Origin of the sequence: Paenibacillus sp. NPDC056722 (assembly GCF_042790635.1) — a bacterium.
Taxonomy (GTDB): domain Bacteria; phylum Bacillota; class Bacilli; order Paenibacillales; family Paenibacillaceae; genus Paenibacillus_AQ; species Paenibacillus_AQ agri.
In genome coordinates this window covers 129,001-147,163 of sequence record NZ_JBHTYV010000014.1, presented here as the reverse complement: position 1 = coordinate 147,163, position 18,163 = coordinate 129,001, and the positions used below count along the sequence as shown (strand labels likewise).

The following is an 18,163-nucleotide window of genomic DNA, read 5'->3' as shown; positions in this document are numbered from 1 at the left end:
CCTGAGCCAGGATCAAACTCTCCAAATTGGTATTTAGAAAGAGCGATTGCTCATTTTGAAACATCTGACGAGAATTAAAAATTCTCATTTTTGAACTCACTTTCGTGAATTCGATACTCACTCGTTGTTCAGTTTTCAAAGATCAAGCTGTTCTCGTTGTCCACTCAATGTCTCAGCAGCAACTCTTATACTATAACATGTTGTCCTCGTTTTCGTCAACCCTTTTTTTAATTTCTTTTTTCAGGTTGTTCATCGATTGTTTTCCAACAAATCGCTGTCTCAGAGGGACGAGTTATAATTTATCACATCTTCATGCGATGAGTCAACTATAAATTTATATTTATTTCACAATCCCCATTCCTAAGCTACAACAAACAAAAAAAGAGAGTGCTCCGCCTCTCCCTACCCACAGCTTTTATCTATAGTATATCGTTCCAGCGTGCTTCTTCTTATCTCTATACAGTATAGCGAACAGCATGACCTTCCCCCGGATTAGCTTCACCCCAGGAAGTAATTTCTCGAAGTAGTGAACGGGAGGCAAGTTTACGAAGAACAAGCGGAAGTTCGGCTTCCAGCGGTTTTAGACCTGAATGCTGAAGGAGTTCTGCGATGCTCCATGGCTCTTTACGGCTCTTCAGAATGGAGAGAAGTAAACTACAACAATCAACCATCTTCGACATGATTGAGAAATCACAGGCTAACAAGATCAGCTCCACTCTTTGTTCCAGCGTCTCCGTGCTTACAGTGAGTTCTTCATACAGCTTATGGACCGGTGTGTTCATCTTTTTAACTTGATCCCATACAGCCGGCTCGGGAAAACAACCACTTTCGCTCACTTCTATGCGTGCCCAATGATACAGTGCCATCAATATACAATTGTAAGCATCCATAATACACGAGGCCTCCAGGTAGCGTTTGGCCTTCACGTACATATGCAAAAAACGGGCGAATTCCATAAACAATACCCGTTCCTTTAGCGACCCTGTAAATTGAGCGATCTCCCTGCGCATGTCCTCAAGAATGCCCTTCGGATCCCAGATTACCTCTCCCGACATCAAACTAGTAAGAAGTTCATTGTTATCCCCCGCCATAACTGCCCGTTCGAGAGCAGACAAGCTTACGTGGAGAGAATGGGTGTGCCGCTCACCCGCAATCGTCTGGCTAATTAGACGTTCCTTCTCCTGCCCTTCATGCAGCATCAGCACGACCATATCAAAATCGTGAAGCAGCGCACTCTGAAAAGGAGCGTTCCCCTTCCGCCGCATTGCCACGGCGCCGAGAACACTATCATCAAACGTTTCTCCACTTAACAAAGTCAAATTGGACAGTTCCATACTTCCCTCCATCAAATTTGGCGATTTTGCGTCAATTCAGTTATAATTCAGGTATAATTTACTTAGTAATGTAATTCTACATATCGCTGTTAGTTCCTTCTGGTCAACCGAACTATATTTAGTTAGGAGTTAATACTCATGAAATTCAAATCGGCCAAGATCAACGCTTTCCGTACATGGGGACTTCTGCTCACAATGCTTGGAATGGGACTAATGATTTTGGGGACTGCTGGTATTGTATTCTGGGGCCCGGCCGGTAAAGTATTTGCCGGAATTGGACTTGTAATCGGTTTAATTGCGATGGTCGCCAGTATGGCCATCTATTTCTGGGCTGGCATGCTCTCTACAAGCGCTGTGCAGGTAGAATGCCCGGAATGTCATAAGTTCACCAAAATGCTCGGCAAAACCGACCGCTGCATGTTCTGTCACACCATTCTCACACTGGACCCAAACCAGGCGAATATTACTGCTGAACAGCTTAAGCAACAGCAGCTTAACCAGAATTAGAAATGCTTGCAACCCCATCTGAATGTTACTCCCAACTAGATATGCATAGAAAAAGGGACTTCCGTTGAGCCGGAGTCCCTTTTTAGATTATTTTTATAAAACATTACTTATGAATGCCCTGTAAAGCTTCCCATGCCGTTGGATTAGCAAAGCTACGGTTCCAAGAACCAATGCCTCCAAGTCCGAGGGACTGGGCAAGTTCCACTCTAGCCTTCAACGACGTCTTATCCTCGATCCATATTTTGCGAAGAACGCCTTCTTCCTTGTACTCTACATAATTCTGCCCTGCACTCTCATCAAAAGTTGGCTTCAACTTCTTCTCATTGATGATCTTGTCCACTGCATTCATGCTCACTGCCTTGGAGCTGACCTTCGTCTTGCCATCCACTGGAGTCTCGGTCCAGATCCGTGTATACAGAGGCACACCAAGGATCAGTTTCTCTGGAGGTACCTCATCTTCATCGATAATGCGATTCATCGCTTTCTTGACCCATGGCAGTGAAGCTACAGATCCCGCTTTGGGACTAGCTGCCCAATGCTCATCATACGCCATAACGATCAGAAAATCCGTAAGCGGACTCAGGGAACGACGATCAAGGAACAACGACCACATTTCACTGTTCGATTTTGGGGTGACGTCTATGGATACGATGAGGTTTTTGGCTTGCGCCATCGGCTTCAGTTCGCGCATAAACTGCGTAACGTTCTCCCCGTCCTTCGTATACACATTCTCAAAGTCAATGTTAATCCCGTCAAGATTGTACAGATCTGCATATTCCAGCATCTGCACAATCGTCCTCATCCGCTTCTCATAAGTGGACAAAGCTTGTGTTGTCAGATCAGCCTCAAAGCTGTTACTAAGCAGTCCCCATACTTCCATTCCCTGAGCATGAGCCCACTGCACATAAGCGCTGTCAGCCTGACTGCGAACATTCCCATCGGTATCCACAATCCGGAACCAGGTTGGACTGACTACATTAACACCCGGAAGCTTGCCGATTGCATTCGGGTCTGGCTTGCGTTCGTAGACGGCTTCCCAGATGAGGTTAACAGGCTTGCCCTTCCAGCTACGCTCGGCCCTTGAAGGCGTCACTGGCTTCACCTCAACGGTTTTATCACCGTCAGGGATAATGTCGCCCGTCTTGGCATATCCCGTATAGCCACTGTCCAGCTGCACATACAACCAGCCCTCTTCGGCTTCTTTCCAGATTCTCACCGGAGCTCCGGGAGGCATGTCCGCTACTATTGGCGCATGAACCGTGGCTTCCGTACGCAAGGCAACTGTTTTGCCTCCGGCATCCCCCTTCACTTTTCCAAGCGGAACCGATTCTCCTGCACTCATTAACAAGACCGCACCGGTATCCTTGTCCTCTTGGACTTCAAACCCGTACAGATCCTCAAGCGTTGCTGTTGGCAGATAAGTCACACCACCCTTCACTTCCGGCGCGAGCCGAAGCTGCAAGGGCTTGTTATTGAGACTGGCATCCGTTGTGTTCTCCTGCATATAAAGAAGTTCATTACCTGTAGACAGGATCACCGATTTCGTAGCCGCTTCATAGCGGATAGACGGATCTACATACTCCTGAAGCAGCGGCAGCGGTAAAAGAAGGCCATCTCCCGTTCCAGTAGCGGAGTAGCCGGTCAGCTCTCCTTTGACGAATACAGGTCTCTCCAGCCCCTTCCAGTCCGGGTCCACATGCTGCCGGTTCGGCATTATATAAAAGACCACCCAGTAAGCTGCAGCTGCGATAACTAAAAGCCCAAGTAGGCGGCGAAAAAAGCTTCCGCGTTTTTTAACATGTCTTTGTCCATGTCTTCTGTCCAAGATGCATCCTCCAACTATAACATTTTTGAATTAAGGTTAAATACGGCTAACACCGACTTTAAGTATACGCGCTAAATGCCTGTTTTGTTTCGAAAATCGCTGGAATAAATCCCTGATTCTGCAAGTAGAAACGGTTTGCCTTCCTCTAAGGGACGGTATCCGTTTCAGGAGAAAGAAATATTAAAGATGATTTATAGCGAAAACATATATATCCTTATATTTTTAAAAAATTATAAAAAATAAAACGTGCAGCTTCCGTTGACCGGATTCCGCACGTCATGGACAGACAGGCTATAGGTCTCCCGGATCATCCGAAGTGCCATGCTTTCCCGCCTTTTACTATTCAGCTGCTTGTAATTCTACTGCTGGATCTTCTTGTCATTGCACTCTTCACATACTCCATAAAGCTCCATACGGAGTCCCGTAATTCTGAATCCCGTCTCCTCTGCTGCACGATGCTCCACATCATGAAGCGGCGGATAACTGAAATCCTCTATCTTGCCGCATGTCTGGCAGATCACATGATAATGATCCGAGACATTGGCGTCGAATCTGCTGGAATTATCGCCGTAAGTCAATTCACGAACCATGCCGGCTTCCATGAACATTTTGAGATTATTATATACGGTTGCCACGCTCATGCTTGGAAACTTAGGCTCCAGCGCCCGATAAATATCGTCCGCCGTCGGATGATTCATCGCTTCCATCAAATACGTAAGTATTGCATGTCGCTGGGGTGTAATACGGACACCGGTTGTCTTTAATTGTTCCAATGCATGTTGTACGCCACTACCCATAATTGCCACCGCCTTCAAATTAAAACTTCAGTAAAAGTATATTTACAATTGTAAGACCGCTCTTTCAATATTGTCAATGTGGTCTGTACATTATATTTATTATTATATAAGAAAAATTACTTTATTCAATATTTCCTCACATTTAGATTGCTGTTTCCTTCTACATGCAGCTTAAATTCTGCCATTCCCGATTCTCCAGAGACTGTTTTTTTGTCTATAACCATTCCCGGCAAATCCGAGATGATATCTCCGTATCCACTGGAACCACTCAGTTTGTAATCTCCTGTCTCGGGGAGGTATAAGCTGATGTCACCCACTGCGCTGTAAATATCCCAGTCCCCACCAACGGAAGGTGAACGAACAATAATACCACCATTCAGGGATTCGGCATGCAGCTTCAGAGGCGCACCATCAATCTCCAGATTGCCGTTCTTGCTGGAAAGATCAATGTTGTCATTGCTGTTCATGGCGCTGACATTGCCGACTACTGTCGACAGCTTCAAGGCACCGTTCACATCCCAGGCGTTCATATCTCCACCGTTCGTCGTCAAATCCACGCTACCCTGCACCGCTCTGGCACGGACCGCACCATTCAGCGTCTTCCCTTTAACATCGCCGTAAATTCGGTGAAGAATCAATTGGCCGTTACCTGTCTCCAGGGAAATGTCCTTGATCGCTTCTACATTCTGGAGTGTTATGCCACCGTTCATAGTGCGGATCTCGACGTCAAACCGCCGGTCCTCTGGTAGCGAAATATCCAGATTCATTCGCGGTTGACGTTTGCCTGAATCACCGTAAGCTTTGCCTTTGGGGGTGATTTTGATATTGGGACCTTCAACCACATCCACAAAGGACTGCTCGGAGATTGCTTCAGCCACCGCACCTTCTAATTGATCTACCCAGACGGTAGTATTGATCTCAATATTCTGCACTGGGGCACGGTGCAGCAGGATATCTCCGTTGATCCCGTCTATTGAGATTTTCGCGGTATTAAGTTCAACCGGGACAATTAGCGTGGGCTTCTCAAATTTGCGCCCTTCAGCCTCCCCGTAATCAACGGCGGCTGCGGTTAAATTGAGGCTCACACGATTCCATAAATGCAGATAATGTTCCTGCTCCGCAACAAGAAAGACACTCGCCGCCAGTACAATAGAAGACAACAGGCCTCTAAGATCAAGCTTCGCTCTTGCAGCATGGTCTGCGTTCACACGACGGGCAAAAACGTATATCAGCAAGTACTCCACTCCCCAAAGCACAGGGATCAATGGCCACCACTTCAGCAGGAGCAGCATCCTGTCGGTCCCTTCTTTCCAGTCTAGGAAAAGAAGGATGCCGACACTGATTAGCAGAACAACAGCTGTATATCTTCCGACGCGACGCTTGCGGCGCTCCTTCCGTCTCCGCAGAGCAGCTCCATTCGCAATCTCCCTAGTCCCCAGTAACAAACCAGCTCCTAACAAAGCTATTGCGATTGCAACCTCCACGTAATGCTCGATGAAATACTGCATCCATGGTGGCTTTTGCCGGAAAAGAAAGAGCAGCGTCCCGCCGAATAACAGCATCAGGCCAAACGATAGGCCAGGTTCAGTAACAAAGGTCCGGCGTTTGGAGGGTACAGGAGCAATTCCGGGGTCTTGTTCCACTGGAAATCGCAAAATCCGATCTGCAGATTGCAGCACGTCGTATACATTATAGAAATAAAGCACAGGGATCAATAACCCCAGCAGGATCAGCAGCGGCACATTAATCTGCATGCCTATTGATGAGAAATATATTAGTGCAGAAATATCTAAAAGAATTGCAAAGATAAAAGATATCCCTTTGCGAAGCAGCCCAAAGTAGATATGCCCGGACCCGGGAATAAGCGCCGCCAGCAAGCCGGCAATAAATTTACGTTTGCGTCTGCGCCGTTTGGGCCGGGGCGGAATACGTTTAGGCTGACCTTCATCCTGAAGTGACTCCTGCACATCCATTTCGCTCTGCTCTTCTTCGGGAACGAACTCCGGCTTATCTGTCATTCCTGGCTCCTCCTCTCTCCAAGATTGCCTTGTCCTGCTTCAAAGGTGACCCCTCCGGTAAAACTCGACCAGTTCAACACCAGGCACAACTTCTTCCACGCCCACTTGAACAAATCCATGTTTGGTGTACAAGGCAACGGCAGGAAAGTTCAGTTTGCCAGTGGAGACGATGAACTGCTCCATCTCACTGTATTTTTCAAATACGTATTCCAAGAGCGCACCGGCAACTCCCTTACGAAAGTGCCCCGGGTTCACCATCATCCGGGTAATCGTCAGCTTCCCGGGTGATTCTTCTTCAACAGCAACTGCACCCATCAACTCACTGGCGTGGTCATGACAACCGTAAAAAATCTCCGGGGATTGTCTAAGCATATCCCTCGTCTCCATTAGTGGAGGAATCTCATTAAATCCGATGAGCTCCGCCTCCAAACGGTATGCCTTGTGTTGAAGGCTCCACAAATCACCAACGGTCATCTCATCCTGAAGATCAATTCTTGTTATATTCATTCCCGCCGTCCCCTTATATGCCGCGAAGGGCCTGCCGTTGCCGACAAGCCCCAAGTTATATATCGCTACAAGTATATTACCCACAACCAGAAAATCAGTTATCTAAAACCTCAGCCAGCAATTTGTTAACAAGGCCCGGGTTTGCTTTGCCTTTACTTTCTTTCATTACCTGTCCAACCAGGAAGCCGATCGCTTTTTGCTTGCCTGCTTTATAGTCCTCCACGGACTGCGGATTGGCCGCAACAACGGCTTCAACGATTCCTTTAATGGCTCCCTCATCGCTGATCTGCACAAGACCCTTCTCCTCAACGATAGCTCCAGGCAGTTTGCCGGATTCCAGCATTTCCTTAAAGACGGTCTTGGCAATCTTGTTGCTGATGGTTCCACCCGCAATAAGGCCGATCATCTCGCCGAGACCCTGAGGGGTGATCTTCACTTGAGACAGCTCCAGATTGTTGCTGTTCAAATAACCCAGCAAGTCACCCATGATCCAGTTGGCTACAGCCTTGGCATCCTGGGTATAGGCCAAACTTCCCTCGAAGAAATCAGCCAGCAGCTTGGATGAGGTGATTACACCAGCATCATAAGCCGGAAGTCCAAATTCCTCGCTGTAACGGGCTTTCCGTGCATCGGGAAGCTCCGGAATACCGACACGGATGGATTCTCTCCATTCCTCGTCAATATGCAGAACAATTAGATCCGGGTCCGGGAAGTAGCGGTAATCATGCGCCTCTTCCTTACCGCGCATGGACAAGGTTTTGCCTTGAGCTTCATCCCAGCGGCGCGTCTCCTGTACAACAACACCACCGTCGTCCAGAATCTCCGCCTGACGGTATTCCTCGTACTCCAATCCGCGCAATACACCACGGAAGGAGTTCATGTTCTTAAGCTCGGCCCGGATGCCAAACTCAGCTTGTCCGTACGGACGCAAGCTGATATTCGCATCACAACGCATCGAGCCTTCTTCCATCTTCACGTCAGATACATCGCAATATTGCATGATCGCCCGGATTTTTTCCAGATAAGCCCGTGCTTCTTCCGGTGATCTCAGTTCCGGCTCAGAGACAATTTCAATCAGTGGCGTACCCACCCGGTTGAAATCGACGAGTGAAGCATAGCCGCCGTCCACGTGTGTCAGCTTACCGGCGTCTTCCTCCAGATGCAGTCGGGTAATGCCAATCCGCTTGGTCTCCCCGTTCACTTCAATATCAATCCAACCGTTCAGACCGATCGGCTGATCGAACTGGGAAATCTGATAAGCTTTCGGAGAATCGGGATAAAAATAGTTTTTGCGGTCAAATTTACTAACGTCGCCAATGGTGCAATTCAGCGCCATTGCGGCCTTCATTGCATATTCCACCGCTTGGCGGTTCAGTACCGGCAGGACGCCGGGATGGCCCAGGCAGACTGGACATGTGTGCGTGTTAGGCGGAGCGCCGAATTCGGTGGAGCAGCCGCAAAAGATTTTGGACTTTGTATGAAGCTCCACATGGACTTCCAGTCCGATAACCGTTTCATATTTAGACATAAGTTATCTCATTCCCTTAAAAGTTTTGTGAGCCTATTCTTCACTATATAGATTGAACTTGTGATTTTTCTACTATGGGATGAGCCGTGACTCCAGAGAATGTTTGGACTTTCGGCCGCTGTTGTCTGCAGATTTCTCAGGATTGTACCGCTTTTCGCGGATAAAATCCGGAAAGCCTATGCTTCCGATGCGAGCTTTCCTTCGGAAAGCTTTTAGGCGGACGCTCTCGCTCCTACAGTTCCAAAATTCCCCTACGCCACTCTTCCCTTCTTGTATATTTTCAAGTCCAATTTATATAGATATCTTGTGCAAAACTTGCTTCAGAGCGTAAGCTTCAAAGTCCGTATTAGAGCTGTGGACGTTGCTTGTGATGATCTGTATTCTGTTCAAATGCGTGAGCGACACGCAGTACAGTGCTTTCGTCAAATTCCTTACCGATAATTTGCAGACCTACCGGGAGTCCTTCAGCAAAACCGCAAGGAACGCTGACAGCCGGAATACCGGCCAGACTTACAGGAATAGTCAAAATATCATTCAGGTACATAGTCAGCGGATCTTCGGTCTGCGAACCCAGTTTAAATGCTGTTGTAGGGGCAGTCGGCCCGATCACAACATCGTATTTCTGGAAGATTTCATCAAAGTCCTGCTTAATCAGAGTTCTTACCTTCTGAGCTTTCAGATAATAAGCATCGTAGTAACCTGAACTGAGCGCATAGGTGCCCAGCATGATCCGGCGCTTCACTTCTGGCCCAAAGCCAAGACTGCGGGAGTTGTGATACAGGTCTAGCAGGCCGCTGCCATCGTCCGCACGAACGCCATAACGGACACCGTCAAAGCGGGCCAGGTTGGAGGATGCCTCCGACGAAGCCAGCAAATAATAGGTAGCAACCGCATATTCAGTATGCGGCAAGGATACTTCATCCCAAGTAGCTCCCAGGCTTTCCAGCACTTTAAGTGCTGCCAAAACCGGCTCGCGAACGGAAGCATCAACGCCTTCACCCAGATACTCCTTCGGTACTGCAATACGCAGTCCGGATACATCGCCAGTAAGCGAGCTCAAATAATCAGGAATATCCACTTTGGCGGATGTGGAATCCTTGGCATCATATCCAGCAATAGCTTGCAGTACATATGCGGAATCCTCGACATTGCGAGTAATTGGGCCAATCTGATCCAGCGAGGAGGCGAAAGCCACCAAGCCATAACGGGACACTAGGCCATAGGTCGGCTTAAGACCCACTACACCGCAATAAGAAGCGGGCTGGCGGATGGAACCACCAGTGTCGGAGCCCAGCGCGAAGAAAACTTCGCCAGCTGCGACAGCAGCAGCGGAACCGCCACTGGAGCCGCCGGGAACACGCTCAAGATCCCACGGATTGCGCACAGGACCAAAGCTTGAGTTCTCATTGGAGCCGCCCATAGCGAACTCGTCCATATTCAGCTTGCCGATGGTTACAGCGTCAGCCTGACGCAGTTTGTCAGCTACCGTAGCATCATAGACCGGTTGAAAATTGGTCAGGAATTGGCTGGCACAAGTCGTACGCAATCCCTTGGTAGAAATGTTGTCCTTAATTCCTGCAGGAAGGCCGAACAGCAGACCGCGTGCCGCGCCCGAGGCAAGTTTGTCATCCAGAGAGCGTGCCGCAGCACGTGCGCCCTCTTCATTTAACGTCAAAAAAGCATGCACGCGCGCATCCCGCTCAGCGATGGCGGACAACGATTCTTCAGTCAACTCACTGACAGAAATCTCCTTGTTGTTAAGCATGTTATGTACTTCTGGCAATCGATATTGAAACAGGCTCAAGATTCTTCCTCCTTCTTAAATAGGTGTAGTTATTCCAGTACCGCTGGTACCTTGAATTGTCCGTCTTCCTGATCTGGCGCGTTAAGCAGCGCCTCTTCCTGAGACAAGCTGTCCTTCACAACATCGTCGCGCATGACATTGCTTACCTGAAGCACGTGAGTGGTTGGCTTTACATTTTCTGTGTTAAGCTCATTCAGTTTCTCTGCATATTGTAAAATGGCATTCATTTGTTCGGTAAAGGTTGCCTCTTCTTCCGGGCTTAACTGCAGGCGAGCCAGCTTGGCCACATGCTGCACATCTTTGACAGTAATGCTCATAATAAACATCCCTCCTGATTAAAGGGCTAAAGCGCCCGGATAACGTTTTTAATTATATTGTAGAAGCTTGGACAATTCAATGTGCTTGTACTATGCCTCAGGCATGTTAAAAAAGCCGGCTTGCGCCGGCCCTTCTTAAATCCAAGCCCGGAGATTCACTTGCTTAATGAATTCCGCCTGGGACAGACTCTCTTTGGTTGTGGTCTCTATCTCTTCCGCATCGGTTGCATCGCCGTTCATTAAATAATGGAACAGCTTCTCATTATGCGTGGACAAGGCATAATCGATCAACGCTTCATGCGTTGCCCGCTCGGCTTCGACGGTCAGCAAAACTTCCTCTGCTTCAATATCTTCTGCCGGAACATAAAAATTCCTGTTCGCCTGGGGAACTCGAATGACATAATCAAACGCATTATCGGGATTGCGATCGTAAGCAATCAGGTAGCCGTAGTCCCCGATAGGAAGACCCTGCTCGAAAGCGTCCGCGACAATGACAATCTTCTCTCCTAAACGCAGCATCGCCCTACCTCCTGGCTCAAAATCTATGATGATTTTGCTTATTTCAACAGTCTACTAAAAAATAATAGAGCTGTCTAGCGGAAGGAGGAAGCACACAAGCTTTTTTCCATAATATGCTTCGGGATTGGCAAAAAGTCGCGGCTGCAGTATCCCCCCTCTCATTTCGGTAATTTATTCCTGCCCATTAGCGTAGAAGCCCCGGCCAAGCAAAAGAGAATGAGCAGCGCTGCCGACAGACAAGGGCTTAAGTTCACCCCGGCAGCTTCTCTCCCTTCGGAAAGAAGCCTGGCAGACAATCCGGGGAGGGCTGCTGGTGTCCACTGGAACCATGATGGCATCAGGCTGTCGGCAAGTGCCATTCCCGCGGACGACAGAAGTGACAGGAATGCAGCGGCAGGCGCACGCAAAAAAGCACTGAATAGCAAAGTGAGCGAAAGAGCGCACAACAGCCATATTCCATAGAGTGCGGCTGCAGCTACGACATCCATCCAGGGAAGAGAACCTATCAATTGCTCCGTATAATAGAGTGCACTAGCTACACCCAAGCCTAACGCAAGAAACAGTATCGTAAACAACCCCGCCCACTTAGCAATTACAAATCCAGCAGGTGACAAAGGTCTGGATAACACAAGTTCAGCGCTACCGTTGTAACGCTCTCCGGACAAGCTGTTCATTGCCGCCAGTACCAGCACCAGGATTCCGATTGAGCTGTATTGCCCCAGCGCCTGGGACATCACCGCGCCTGCATCTGGCATGACATAGCCTTCCAAAATCCCTTGAGGGACATTGTTCGCTGCCTGCAAAATTTCCGGCATATAGTAGGTTATTATAGGCTGCATAGCTCCCAGCAGAATAAAGACCACAGGTATCCAGATTAGTTTATAAGTCCGGGCTGCTTCCAGCATTTCTTTTTGATAAACAATCCATGTATTTCTCATCCCCCGACCACCTTCATGAACATATCCTCAAGCGTGGAAGAACCTGCTTCGAATTGCAGAAGAGGGATGTTAGAAGCGGCGGCTTCCTTTAGAATGGTATGACGTGCTTGCTCCAAATTGTCCACATTGAACACAGCATGTTCTCCATTAAGCCGTGCCTCCAATATAAAGGGCTTGGCGCCAACGGAGTTTAACCACTGGATAGCCTCTGCATTCTTCTCCGTACGAACCGTAATCACTGGCTGACTGTACTTGGAACGCAGCACGGACAATGCTCCCTGCTCTGCAATCAATCCATCCTTCATCACTATAATCTCATCACATACTTCTTCTGCGTCGTGAAGCACATGCGTGGAAAAAACGATGGTTGTCTCTTTCCGAATCTCACGCAGCAGTTCCATGACCTCCCGTCGACCAATGGGGTCAAGCGCCGATACCGGCTCATCAAGCAGCAGTAGGCGGGGACGGTGCACAAGCGCCTGTGCCAGACCCAAACGCTGCTTCATCCCGCCGGAGTACCCGGCGATGCGGCGGCGTGCGGCAGCTTTCAGCCCCACCCGTTCCAAAGCGGTCTTAGCCTTGCCTACGGCTTCCTTCCCGTTCATTCCACTGAGCTTGGCAGCAAAAACGACGTATTCCTGACCGCTCATCCAGCCATAAAAAGCTGGTGACTGGGGCAGATATCCCAGTTCCCGCCGAAAATCTCCTCCTTGGTAGCTCCCTGTGAAGGCGATGCTTCCCGCTGATGGCGGGAGCAGTCCGGCTATCATGCGCAGCGTCGTTGTTTTCCCGGCACCATTGGGTCCGAGCAGTGCGACACAGCTTCCTTGGGTAATCTCAAAGCTGATCCCACCCACAGAGACGTGGCTGCCGTAGCTTTTGCGCAAATTCGAGACTTGAAGCAACGGCTGCATCACACATCCCTCCTACCGACCGTGAAATAAGCTACACTTCCCAATAAATTCCCGGCTACAATAATGATGATCCAGAGCCATTTGGGTCCCCGCACACTCTCTGCCTTCCAAAGTGAAATTAAACCGATGACCGCAAGCAGGACTTGCAGCACCACAAGCGGTAGTATAAGCCCCCAATTCACTTTCTCCATAACCTCACCCTCCTGCATGGTTACTCTCTATTGGCTCCTCGTCTTCTGGATTCAGGCAAAATAACGAACAGCAGATAAACAACCGTGGGCGTGGGAATCCCGGTAATCCCCCATAATCCCCAGAACCAGGCCTTCTTGCCTCTTCGCTTTGCATCCCGAAACAACAAGTTCCCTTGCAAAAATAAACAAACGGCCACAACGATCCATATCCATAGCGGCACATCCTGCAGCTCGTTCATTCCCTGGCACCTTCTTTCCACCGCCGGAAGCGTGATACCGTCAGACCTACTAATGCGGCTAACGGTATAATTCCTTGAAGGGTCAGATAGATTACTGGCACGTAACCAAGTAAAGCTAATGTAGAGCTGAGCAGAATCACTGAGACGATACAGAATAACAGCCTCTCCTTGCGAGCCTTCTTTCGTCTAGACTGCTCCTCTGCCACAATTAAAGATTCCAGCGCTCTAAGGGATGGAGGGGGAATATCATACTGGGCATCCAGACGATCCATCTCCCTAGTAAGTTTGTGCAATAACGCCTCCTGCTCGTCATTCTTATTCATTGTCTTCTCTCAGCTCCTTTCGTAATTGATTCAGGCCATAAGCTACCCGTGATTTGGCTGTGCCAGCAGGAATCTGCAAAATCTCTCCGATCTCCTCATAGCTGTAACCGTAATAATGCTTCAGCAGAACCGCTATCCTCTGAGCGGAAGGTAGCCTTGATAACGCATCCAGTACGTCGCTCCATTCCTCATCCTTGCTCTCAAACTGCCAGCGGATGGAGCGGATACCCTGTTCCTGCCGCTTCCATCGCTCCTCACGTTTCCAGCGTCGTTTCCGGTCAATATAAAGCCGGGTCGCAATAGTAATCAGCCAGGAGGAAAAAGATGAGGAGCCATTGTAGGTCCGGATTTTTTCCATGCATCTGACCATGGTATCCTGGGAAATCTCCTCCGCCTGCGAAGGGTCCATGGTCACTTTGATCAAATATTTGTACAGAAAGGTATAATGTTCACGGAGAAGCCCCGCTAGTGATGAAACATCACCCTGCTGAGCCTGCCGTACCCTTTCCTTCATTAGATCGTCCATGGTCCCCTCCTCCATAAAAGTTGTTAGCAAATATAATACGATTATCGAGGATAGATCGTTCAATCAGCGACTCATAATTTATTCTGGTACTCCCAAAGCCTGCGGCGCCAAGGCTGGATCGAGCCTTTCCCGGCAGGAAAACACCAAAATAACGTTTCTCTCCCTCGACGACGATCCATTATGTTTCCCCCTTGGGCGCTTTCGTAGCTCCTGCTCAAACAGACCTCCCTGACCAAATTCTCCGGCGTAACAGCAGCCTCTTCTCCCCCTACATTCTGTCTGTACTCCATGAATGAACAAAAGCCGCCTTTCTCCGGACACTCCGAAAAAAAGCGGCAGTTCTTGCTGCAAAAGTGCTCGTATGTACCTTGAGATCTGGGGGATCCGTAGTCCAAGTGCCCCGACATATCATCCTTCAATTCAAGTCCTCCCTACCATGTAACTCAAATTCAAACCCATATGTAGACAAAAAAAGCACGCAAACCGGGATTATTCCACAGTCTGCGTGCTTCGCGAGGTAAATATTACATTTAATTAACAATATTGTAGCAAATTTGTATTCTCTTGTCCATCTGTATTTCCCCGATTTTTGTCGGTACTTCTGGACCGATAGACTTATAAAGATACGTAGGGATTGTTCTCGCGCTCAAACCCGATTGTTGTCCTTGAGCCGTGACCCGGATATACCTTGACCTCTCCATCCAGCCGGTACAGCTTGCCCCGAATGGAATCAAACAAATCACGTTCCCGGCCACCAGTTAGATCGGTACGCCCTACTCCAAGCTTGAACAGCACATCACCGGAGAACAGATCATCTCCACACAGGAAGCTTACGCTGCCGGGAGAATGGCCTGGGGTATGGAAGACACGGAAGGTATGTCCAATTAAGTCCAGAACCTGACCTTCACCAAGATCATATTCTGCCGGAGCTGTGGTTAAAGGAGCGGACAGATTCGGCCACATCAAGGAACCATTCAGCTTGGGATTCTCCAGCCACTGACTCTCCAGCGGGTGCAGATAGACAGGACAGTTCTTCAGCTTGCGGATTTCATCCACACCGCCCATATGGTCAAAATGGGCATGTGTCAGCAAGATCGCCTCAATCTCTATCCCCTCGATGCTTCGTACCAGTGCTGCAGGATTCATGCCGGGATCGATAATGATACCCCGTGCTGGATCAGCTCCTGTGAGCAGATATGCGTTGGTCTGAAGCGGGCCAAGTGTAAATGAACGAATATTAAGCATAACTTTTAGAAGCCGGAAATCAGGCCACGCAGCTCTTTGGCGATAATCGCGTGGGATTCCGTTCCTTCCCCATAGGCTTGACCCATTGCCTTGCGAACGTCCCCGATTTTGCTGTCATAGTCAGCAGCTTCTCGGTCAGGATTTTCCTGTTTGAACTCTCTCATCAGACGTTGTACATGCTCAGGACGAGGTCCCCAATGACCAAGTACATAGCCGCCTGTATCAGCGAAGATAACGATTGGCACCGAACGACCGCCCATGGTCAGGAAGTTGTCCATCAAGTCCTGATTTTCCTCTAAAATGAGTACTTCGGTCTTGATTCCCGCGGTTTCAAGAATACGGAACACGGCAGGAACATTGCGCACAACATCGCCGCACCAATCCGCTGCCAGAATGATTACACGCAAATCATCGCGGTGATTCAGGCTCTCGAAAAATTCCCGGTCGCTCTCGTCTTCCCAGGCAAACTTCTCATACCAGGCTTCGAAATCCTGCTGATTGCGGGTCATACCCTCAACGAATTGACGGGGCGTGAGTCCCTGACCAAATTTAGGAGCTACATTTTGCTTCATGCTGCATTCCCTCTCTTCTTCTTGGATTGGTACCACTTGAATACAAAATAAATAACAATAAGGGCAATAGCACCTAGAATAATTTCATGAGTATACTTCGCAGCGACTTCATCAATGTTCTTCCACTTATCGCCTAGCGTCATACCCAAGTATACAAATAATGCACTCCATGGGATAACGGCCAGTGTGGTCAGAAATGTGAACTTGCCCAGTGGCATCCGGGTGATTCCGGCAGGTACGGATATGGCATGGCGTACAACCGGAATGAACCGGGCTGTGAAAATAACGCCTGTCCCATATTTGTTGAACCACTCCTCGGAGTGATCAATGTGCTTTTTGGAAATAAAAATGTACTTTCCGTACTTCTCCAGTACAGGTCTGCCGCCGTAACGGCCGATCCAGTATACGAAAATCTGGGCAATAACGCCGCCGATGGTTCCGAATACTACTGCACCAAAGTAATTAATATCTCCCGTCCAAACCAGATAGCCTCCATAAGCCAGAACAATTTCACTTGGAATTACTTCCATCATTAATCCGATCATAATCCCGAAGTAGCCAAGGCTCTGAATCCATTCAAAAAGATTCGAGATCAGATCAGAGATAACATGCATGTTGGCGCTCCTCCTCCCTTTATTTGCATAGGCGGCAGGGCTCACTGCATCGCTATGCTCTATGTAGCCAGTCTTCTCTTAGCCTATTCTAGCATATGGAAGGATACAACTTCTACTTACAGGAAAATGAATCTCCAGAACACATTGTGGACCTCCCCAGCGCATCTCGCAAAATAGACGACAGGGTCATTGACAGAACAGGAAAAATATCGCTATTATATATTTAGATAATTATTTAAATATCGAAGGGTCGGATAGACATGAATGAATCTTTTAAAGCACTGGCCGATCCTACCCGCCGCCAAATTATCCGTCTGTTGCGGGAGAAGAACAGGACCGCCGGTGAGATAGCCGATTATTTTAACGTCTCGAAGCCAAGTATCTCGCATCATCTGAACGCCCTTAAACATGCCGGGCTTGTGCAAGATGAGCGCCAGGGCCAGTTCATTCTATACACGCTGAACACCACTGTTCTCGATGAGGTTGTCGGCTGGCTGCTGGAGATGACGGGGACGGGCAAGCAGGAAAGTACACAAACTTCAGGCACACTCCAGAAAGCAAGCGAAAGTAACCATGCAACTAAGGAGGATGAACGATGAGAAAGATCAAATGGAAATGGCAGGATACGCTTATTGTAGTGTTGGGTCTAGCCTCACTTGGTTTTGCGTTATTCAATTACAATGCTCTGCCGGACCAGCTTCCGGCCCAATTCGGGGTTACGGGAGAGGTTAACCGGTATTGGAGTAAGGATTCGGCGATTGCCTGCCTCGGGTTGCTTGGTTTGCTTATGCCACTGCTAATGCATTTGACACGAAGCATTGATCCACGAAGAGAAAACTATGCAAAATTCGAAAATGCCTATGCCATGACACGTCTGGCCATGGCCCTGCTGTTCGACTTTATTTTTGTCCTGGTCATCATGTATGGGCTCAACATCAATCTTCCTATAGGCAAAATTGCTATTGGTGCAATTGGAATTCTGTTTATCATTATTGGAAATTATATGCCTCAGGTCAAAGACAACTACTTCATTGGCCTACGTACCCCATGGACTCTGCATAATCCCGAGGTGTGGCGCAAAACGCATCGTTTGGCAGGCGGTCTCTGGGTAATTGGCGGACTGCTGATGATTGGAGCTATATTTACAGGGGGAATATGGAACACGGTAGTGATTGTGACAGCTTTGGTGTTGACTACCCTCATTCCGGTCGCTTATTCGTGGATGATAGCACAGCGGCTGAAGGTCTAGTATTGGCTTGAGATTGCGCTCGAATCCGACGCAGCGCTCTCTGAATTCTATTCACATGTGCGGTACAATCTCATGGACGCTGGAGACAATAGGCGGCTAGAAGTTCAGGCGTTCATCCTAGTAACGACCGGGCCTTACGTTCAGTCTTTAGATCGTCGTATCTCAGGGTAAACAATAGTTCAAAGCAGCAGCAGTC

Annotated in this window: 21 protein-coding genes; 3 read left to right on the top strand and 18 right to left on the bottom strand. The window is 48.6% G+C overall.

The window, feature by feature from the left end; genetic code table 11:
• Nucleotides 1–455: 455 nt before the first annotated feature.
• Nucleotides 456–1,334 carry a nucleotidyltransferase-like protein gene (locus ACFRAM_RS24945; protein ID WP_379469192.1) on the bottom strand — a complete coding sequence of 293 codons (879 nt, stop codon included), beginning with the start codon at nt 1,332–1,334 and terminating at the stop codon, nt 456–458.
• A 138-nt stretch (nt 1,335–1,472) separates the two neighbouring features.
• Between ACFRAM_RS24945 and ACFRAM_RS24940 the strand changes: the two genes are divergently transcribed.
• Nucleotides 1,473–1,841 (top strand): DUF2614 family zinc ribbon-containing protein, encoded by a 369-nt coding sequence (locus ACFRAM_RS24940; RefSeq protein ID WP_175371701.1) that lies wholly within the window; start codon nt 1,473–1,475, stop codon nt 1,839–1,841.
• A 103-nt stretch (nt 1,842–1,944) separates the two neighbouring features.
• Here ACFRAM_RS24940 and ACFRAM_RS24935 read toward each other — a convergent pair whose 3' ends face one another.
• The 17 genes from ACFRAM_RS24935 to uptA all read right to left on the bottom strand — a co-directional run bounded on the left by ACFRAM_RS24935 (nt 1,945) and on the right by uptA (nt 16,718).
• A complete protein-coding gene (locus ACFRAM_RS24935; protein WP_379469189.1) occupies nt 1,945–3,666 on the bottom strand; it encodes a glycosyl hydrolase family 18 protein in 1,722 nt (573 codons plus the stop codon).
• A 359-nt stretch (nt 3,667–4,025) separates the two neighbouring features.
• Nucleotides 4,026–4,463 carry a peroxide-responsive transcriptional repressor PerR gene (gene perR, locus ACFRAM_RS24930; RefSeq protein WP_066365765.1) on the bottom strand — a complete coding sequence of 146 codons (438 nt, stop codon included), beginning with the start codon at nt 4,461–4,463 and terminating at the stop codon, nt 4,026–4,028.
• Between the two features lie 125 nt (nt 4,464–4,588).
• A complete protein-coding gene (locus ACFRAM_RS24925) occupies nt 4,589–6,481 on the bottom strand; it encodes a DUF4097 family beta strand repeat-containing protein (protein ID WP_379469140.1) in 1,893 nt (630 codons plus the stop codon).
• Nucleotides 6,482–6,520: 39 nt separating this feature from the next.
• Nucleotides 6,521–6,988, bottom strand: a complete 468-nt coding sequence (locus tag ACFRAM_RS24920) for a GNAT family N-acetyltransferase (RefSeq protein WP_379469138.1) — start codon at nt 6,986–6,988, stop codon at nt 6,521–6,523.
• 94 nt (nt 6,989–7,082) lie between these two features.
• On the bottom strand, nt 7,083–8,516 hold the full coding sequence (gatB, locus tag ACFRAM_RS24915) for an Asp-tRNA(Asn)/Glu-tRNA(Gln) amidotransferase subunit GatB (RefSeq protein WP_379469136.1): 1,434 nt from the start codon (nt 8,514–8,516) through the stop codon (nt 7,083–7,085).
• Nucleotides 8,517–8,862: 346 nt separating this feature from the next.
• Nucleotides 8,863–10,320, bottom strand: coding sequence for an Asp-tRNA(Asn)/Glu-tRNA(Gln) amidotransferase subunit GatA (gene gatA / locus ACFRAM_RS24910; protein WP_066365774.1), 1,458 nt, complete (start codon nt 10,318–10,320; stop codon nt 8,863–8,865).
• Between the two features lie 29 nt (nt 10,321–10,349).
• Nucleotides 10,350–10,637: an Asp-tRNA(Asn)/Glu-tRNA(Gln) amidotransferase subunit GatC gene (gatC, locus tag ACFRAM_RS24905; protein WP_379469133.1), complete on the bottom strand. Its 288-nt coding sequence runs from the start codon at nt 10,635–10,637 to the stop codon at nt 10,350–10,352.
• A 135-nt stretch (nt 10,638–10,772) separates the two neighbouring features.
• Nucleotides 10,773–11,156, bottom strand: a complete 384-nt coding sequence (locus tag ACFRAM_RS24900; RefSeq protein ID WP_175371706.1) for an ATPase — start codon at nt 11,154–11,156, stop codon at nt 10,773–10,775.
• Nucleotides 11,157–11,314: 158 nt separating this feature from the next.
• Nucleotides 11,315–12,094: an ABC transporter permease gene (locus ACFRAM_RS24895; protein WP_379469131.1), complete on the bottom strand. Its 780-nt coding sequence runs from the start codon at nt 12,092–12,094 to the stop codon at nt 11,315–11,317.
• The gene (locus tag ACFRAM_RS24890; RefSeq protein ID WP_379469129.1) at nt 12,091–13,008 is read right to left on the bottom strand and encodes an ABC transporter ATP-binding protein; all 918 of its coding nucleotides are present in this window, start codon (nt 13,006–13,008) and stop codon (nt 12,091–12,093) included. The genes ACFRAM_RS24895 and ACFRAM_RS24890 overlap by 4 nt, the downstream gene beginning before the upstream one ends.
• The gene (locus ACFRAM_RS24885) at nt 13,008–13,199 is read right to left on the bottom strand and encodes a PLD nuclease N-terminal domain-containing protein (protein WP_379469127.1); all 192 of its coding nucleotides are present in this window, start codon (nt 13,197–13,199) and stop codon (nt 13,008–13,010) included. Before ACFRAM_RS24885 ends, ACFRAM_RS24890 begins: the two co-directional genes overlap by 1 nt.
• 20 nt (nt 13,200–13,219) lie before the next feature.
• Nucleotides 13,220–13,438, bottom strand: a complete 219-nt coding sequence (locus ACFRAM_RS24880) for a hypothetical protein (protein ID WP_379469125.1) — start codon at nt 13,436–13,438, stop codon at nt 13,220–13,222.
• Nucleotides 13,435–13,761, bottom strand: coding sequence for a YxlC family protein (locus tag ACFRAM_RS24875; protein WP_379469123.1), 327 nt, complete (start codon nt 13,759–13,761; stop codon nt 13,435–13,437). Before ACFRAM_RS24875 ends, ACFRAM_RS24880 begins: the two co-directional genes overlap by 4 nt.
• A complete protein-coding gene (gene sigY, locus ACFRAM_RS24870; protein ID WP_379469121.1) occupies nt 13,754–14,287 on the bottom strand; it encodes an RNA polymerase sigma factor SigY in 534 nt (177 codons plus the stop codon). Before sigY ends, ACFRAM_RS24875 begins: the two co-directional genes overlap by 8 nt.
• A gap of 615 nt (nt 14,288–14,902) precedes the next feature.
• Nucleotides 14,903–15,532: an MBL fold metallo-hydrolase gene (locus tag ACFRAM_RS24865; protein ID WP_379469119.1), complete on the bottom strand. Its 630-nt coding sequence runs from the start codon at nt 15,530–15,532 to the stop codon at nt 14,903–14,905.
• A 5-nt stretch (nt 15,533–15,537) separates the two neighbouring features.
• The gene (locus tag ACFRAM_RS24860) at nt 15,538–16,104 is read right to left on the bottom strand and encodes a thioredoxin family protein (RefSeq protein ID WP_379469116.1); all 567 of its coding nucleotides are present in this window, start codon (nt 16,102–16,104) and stop codon (nt 15,538–15,540) included.
• Nucleotides 16,101–16,718 carry an undecaprenyl phosphate transporter UptA gene (uptA, locus tag ACFRAM_RS24855; RefSeq protein WP_175371715.1) on the bottom strand — a complete coding sequence of 206 codons (618 nt, stop codon included), beginning with the start codon at nt 16,716–16,718 and terminating at the stop codon, nt 16,101–16,103. Before uptA ends, ACFRAM_RS24860 begins: the two co-directional genes overlap by 4 nt.
• Before the next feature lie 260 nt (nt 16,719–16,978).
• On the opposite strand from uptA, the gene ACFRAM_RS24850 reads away from it, so the two are divergent.
• Together ACFRAM_RS24850 and ACFRAM_RS24845 are read left to right on the top strand one after the other, a co-directional pair.
• Nucleotides 16,979–17,317 carry an autorepressor SdpR family transcription factor gene (locus ACFRAM_RS24850; protein WP_379469113.1) on the top strand — a complete coding sequence of 113 codons (339 nt, stop codon included), beginning with the start codon at nt 16,979–16,981 and terminating at the stop codon, nt 17,315–17,317.
• Nucleotides 17,314–17,967 (top strand): SdpI family protein, encoded by a 654-nt coding sequence (locus ACFRAM_RS24845; protein ID WP_379469111.1) that lies wholly within the window; start codon nt 17,314–17,316, stop codon nt 17,965–17,967. The genes ACFRAM_RS24850 and ACFRAM_RS24845 overlap by 4 nt, the downstream gene beginning before the upstream one ends.
• Nucleotides 17,968–18,163 lie beyond the last annotated feature (196 nt).

What these genes read in the sequence shown, in the direction of transcription:
- ACFRAM_RS24945 (WP_379469192.1), bottom strand. Translation starts at nt 1,334, where the DNA reads ATGGAACTGTCCAATTTGACTTTGTTAAGTGGAGAAACGTTTGATGAT.
- ACFRAM_RS24940 (WP_175371701.1), top strand. Translation starts at nt 1,473, where the DNA reads ATGAAATTCAAATCGGCCAAGATCAACGCTTTCCGTACATGGGGACTT.
- perR (WP_066365765.1), bottom strand. Translation starts at nt 4,463, where the DNA reads ATGGGTAGTGGCGTACAACATGCATTGGAACAATTAAAGACAACCGGT.
- ACFRAM_RS24925 (WP_379469140.1), bottom strand. Translation starts at nt 6,481, where the DNA reads ATGACAGATAAGCCGGAGTTCGTTCCCGAAGAAGAGCAGAGCGAAATG.
- ACFRAM_RS24920 (WP_379469138.1), bottom strand. Translation starts at nt 6,988, where the DNA reads ATGAATATAACAAGAATTGATCTTCAGGATGAGATGACCGTTGGTGAT.
- gatB (WP_379469136.1), bottom strand. Translation starts at nt 8,516, where the DNA reads ATGTCTAAATATGAAACGGTTATCGGACTGGAAGTCCATGTGGAGCTT.
- gatC (WP_379469133.1), bottom strand. Translation starts at nt 10,637, where the DNA reads ATGAGCATTACTGTCAAAGATGTGCAGCATGTGGCCAAGCTGGCTCGC.
- ACFRAM_RS24900 (WP_175371706.1), bottom strand. Translation starts at nt 11,156, where the DNA reads ATGCTGCGTTTAGGAGAGAAGATTGTCATTGTCGCGGACGCTTTCGAG.
- ACFRAM_RS24895 (WP_379469131.1), bottom strand. Translation starts at nt 12,094, where the DNA reads ATGAGAAATACATGGATTGTTTATCAAAAAGAAATGCTGGAAGCAGCC.
- ACFRAM_RS24890 (WP_379469129.1), bottom strand. Translation starts at nt 13,008, where the DNA reads ATGCAGCCGTTGCTTCAAGTCTCGAATTTGCGCAAAAGCTACGGCAGC.
- ACFRAM_RS24885 (WP_379469127.1), bottom strand. Translation starts at nt 13,199, where the DNA reads ATGGAGAAAGTGAATTGGGGGCTTATACTACCGCTTGTGGTGCTGCAA.
- ACFRAM_RS24880 (WP_379469125.1), bottom strand. Translation starts at nt 13,438, where the DNA reads ATGAACGAGCTGCAGGATGTGCCGCTATGGATATGGATCGTTGTGGCC.
- ACFRAM_RS24875 (WP_379469123.1), bottom strand. Translation starts at nt 13,761, where the DNA reads ATGAATAAGAATGACGAGCAGGAGGCGTTATTGCACAAACTTACTAGG.
- sigY (WP_379469121.1), bottom strand. Translation starts at nt 14,287, where the DNA reads ATGGACGATCTAATGAAGGAAAGGGTACGGCAGGCTCAGCAGGGTGAT.
- ACFRAM_RS24865 (WP_379469119.1), bottom strand. Translation starts at nt 15,532, where the DNA reads ATGCTTAATATTCGTTCATTTACACTTGGCCCGCTTCAGACCAACGCA.
- ACFRAM_RS24860 (WP_379469116.1), bottom strand. Translation starts at nt 16,104, where the DNA reads ATGAAGCAAAATGTAGCTCCTAAATTTGGTCAGGGACTCACGCCCCGT.
- uptA (WP_175371715.1), bottom strand. Translation starts at nt 16,718, where the DNA reads ATGCATGTTATCTCTGATCTGATCTCGAATCTTTTTGAATGGATTCAG.
- ACFRAM_RS24850 (WP_379469113.1), top strand. Translation starts at nt 16,979, where the DNA reads ATGAATGAATCTTTTAAAGCACTGGCCGATCCTACCCGCCGCCAAATT.
- ACFRAM_RS24845 (WP_379469111.1), top strand. Translation starts at nt 17,314, where the DNA reads ATGAGAAAGATCAAATGGAAATGGCAGGATACGCTTATTGTAGTGTTG.